Annotated in this window: 3 protein-coding genes; all 3 read right to left on the bottom strand. The window is 70.8% G+C overall.

Annotation, left to right across the window (positions count from 1 at the left end):
• The coding region (locus I53_RS08630) for a TIGR03915 family putative DNA repair protein (RefSeq protein ID WP_043349218.1) at positions 1 to 702 on the bottom strand (702 nt) is incomplete at its 3' end.
• Positions 703 to 719: 17 nt separating this feature from the next.
• A complete protein-coding gene (locus I53_RS08635) occupies positions 720 to 1,931 on the bottom strand; it encodes a putative DNA modification/repair radical SAM protein (protein ID WP_043349220.1) in 1,212 nt (403 codons plus the stop codon).
• A 76-nt stretch (positions 1,932 to 2,007) separates the two neighbouring features.
• Positions 2,008 to 2,535 (bottom strand): regulatory protein RecX, encoded by a 528-nt coding sequence (locus tag I53_RS08640; protein WP_078947252.1) that lies wholly within the window; start codon positions 2,533 to 2,535, stop codon positions 2,008 to 2,010.
• Positions 2,536 to 2,814: the final 279 nt, after the last annotated feature.

Here is a 2,814-nt window from a genome sequence, read left to right on the forward strand (position 1 = left end):
GCCGCAGGCCTTCAGGTTGGTGCGGGCCGGGTTGAACGTGCTCTCGTAGTAGGTCTGCCAGCCGGCCTCGAACCCGTCGCCCTCCGGCAGCTGCGCGCGGTCGCCCGGCGGTCCGAAGGTCAAGGCCTCCGTATCCCAATGCGCCGATCCGTCCGGCGTGAGGATCGACCAGCGCATCCCGCGGAAGCGATTGACGAAGAACGGCGCCGCAGCCTCGAGAATGTGGTGATCCGGCTCGAACCACGCGATGTAGCGCTCCCCATCCGGCCCCTCAGCCCGGCGGAAGCGCAGGAAGGCGTGCATCTTGTGGAGGTCGCGCCCGATCGCCTTGGCCAGACGGTGCAGGCGGTGGACCAGCGGATCGCTGCCGACCTCCATCAAATGCCGCTCGCCGTGGCAGACGCGCCAGATCAGCGCGTAGAGCAAGCCATAGCGTTCCGGATCGCGGTGCGGGATCACCTGCGGGATCAGAGCGGCGACGGGCTTCGGCAGGGCTAGCGGCGGGCTGAGGGCATGCGCCGCGCCGGTGCCGAACAGGCCGGGGGAGTCCGCCTCCGACCATGTCACCCTCTCGGGTGGGACACCCTCCGCGACGAGGCTCCGGACGGCGGTGCGGAAGCCGTCGAGATCGGCGCCCGGGCGCAGGAGCATGGCGCGCGGCGCGCCGGCATTCCCGTGTCCGCTCGCAGGGGAACGGAGCATCGCGTCTGCGGCCTTTCTCAAAACAGGCTCAGTTGCGCCGCCGGCTCGACCAGTCGCGCCCGCAGGTCGAGCCGGTCGGTGAGCCCCACCGGACGATGATCGGCGGCGACGAGGAACGGCCGGGCCCGCTTCAAGCCCGAGGTCAGGCGGGCAACGTCGTCGAGGCGCAGGGTCGCGTGCCGGCGCGCCTTCACGATCTTGTCCACGGCCCGGGCACCGAGCCCCGGCACCCGCAGAAGCCATTCCCGGTCAGCCTTGTTCACGTCCACGGGGAACTTGTCCCGGTGCTTCAGCGCCCAGGCGAGCTTCGGGTCGATGTCGAGGGCGAGCATCCCGCCCTCCGAGGCGTCGGCCACCTCGTCGGGGGTGAATGCGTAATACCGCAGCAGCCAGTCGGCCTGGTACAGCCGGTGCTCGCGCTGGAGCGGCGGCGGCTTCGGCGGCAGGATCGCGGACCCGTCCGGGATCGGGCTGAACGCCGAGTAGTAGACCCGCTTCAGGCCGACGCTGCCGTAGAGCAGCGCGCTCTTGCGGATCAGCGCCTCGTCGGTGGTGGCGTCCGCCCCGACGATCACCTGCGTCGAGTGGCCGGCCGGCGAGAAGCGGCGCTTCTCGGCCTTGGCCTGCACGATGCGCTCACCGATCTGGGCCATCGCCCCCTGGATCGCGGCGCCGTCCTTCTCCGGGGCGAGGCGTTCCAGGCTCGCCTCGGTGGGCAGCTCGACGTTGATCGAGAGCCGGTCGGCGTAGAGACCGGCCTCCTCGATCAGCCAGGGGCTCGCCTCCGGGATCGACTTCAGGTGGATGTAGCCGGCAAAGCCGTGATCGCGCCGCAGCGACTTCGCCACCCGGGTCAGCAGCTCCATGGTGTGGTCCGGCGACTTGATGATGCCCGACGAGAGGAACAGGCCCTCGATGTAGTTGCGCTGGTAGAAGTTCAGGGTGAGGTTCACGACTTCCTCGACGGAGAACTTGGCCCGCCGCACGTTCGAGGAGCGCCGGTTGACGCAGTAGGCGCAATCGAACAGGCACCAGTTGGTCAGCAGGATCTTCAGCAGCGAGACGCAGCGCCCGTCCGGCGTATAGGCGTGGCAGATCCCCGCCCCGGTGGTCGACCCGAGCCCGTCCTTGCCCGCCGCGCGCTTCGGCGCGGCCGAGGAGGCGCAGGAGGCGTCGTACTTGGCGGCATCCGCGAGGATGCGCAGCTTCTTGGCCAGGGTCTCGTCCATCGAACAGACAATGAACAACCCGGCCAAAGGTGCAAGGCCACTCCGCCTTTCACCCCGGGCCGCGATGCCGCACCCGTCACACCATGTCGTCCGGCTCCAGATCGACCACCCGGCGGGCGAGGTCGTAGGCGAAGCCGGCCCGGGCCAGGGCGGCGAGGTCCCGGTCGCGGTGCGCCGCCCGCTGATCCGGGCGGCGATACGGCCCGAGGCGCCGCCGCTTGGCGTAGGCCCGCGCGGCCTGGTCCTCGATCGCCTCCGCCTCACCGTCCGGCAGGGCGTCGCGCTCCGCCAGCATGGCGGCCTCGACGACATCGCGCGGAACACCCTTGGCGGCGAGCTTGGCCGAGACGCCGCGGCTCGACGTGCCGCGGCGGCGCAGGGTGGCGAGGCGGGTGTCGGCGAAGCGCGCGTCGTCCACGAGGCCGGCCGACACCGCCCGCGCGACGGTCGCCGTCACGAGGTCGGTGAAGAGCGCGGGATCCTCGCCCCGGGCGCGGGCCCGCTTCTGGACGCGGCGCGCAAGGGTCCGGCGCAGCATCTCGGTCGAGGCGCTGTAGCGCTCCAGATAATGGAGCGCCGCCCGCTCCAGCCACGCCGGGCTCACAGGGCCGGGCGGCTCGATCTCGCGGTCGCGACCTTCTGGCGCGGATCCTGCAACGAATGGAGATTTCACCGGTTCTTCACGATCTCGACAGGTTTGCGTTCCATGACTCGGGCATGGAACGCGCGCAACGCGACAGGCTCGGCCATGGCCCGAACCACCGTTCTTCGTCAGGCGATCCGCAGGGTCGACGGAACCGTCGGCTGCCACGTGCGGCAGCTATCCTGATGCGGCGTGAATGGCTCCTGGTCCTCGTTGCCCTGGGGCTCGCGCGGCCGCGCC

The organism is Methylobacterium sp. B1, assembly GCF_000333255.1.
GTDB lineage: Bacteria > Pseudomonadota > Alphaproteobacteria > Rhizobiales > Beijerinckiaceae > Methylobacterium > Methylobacterium fujisawaense.

What these genes read in the sequence shown, in the direction of transcription:
- I53_RS08635 (WP_043349220.1), bottom strand. Translation starts at nt 1,931, where the DNA reads ATGGACGAGACCCTGGCCAAGAAGCTGCGCATCCTCGCGGATGCCGCC.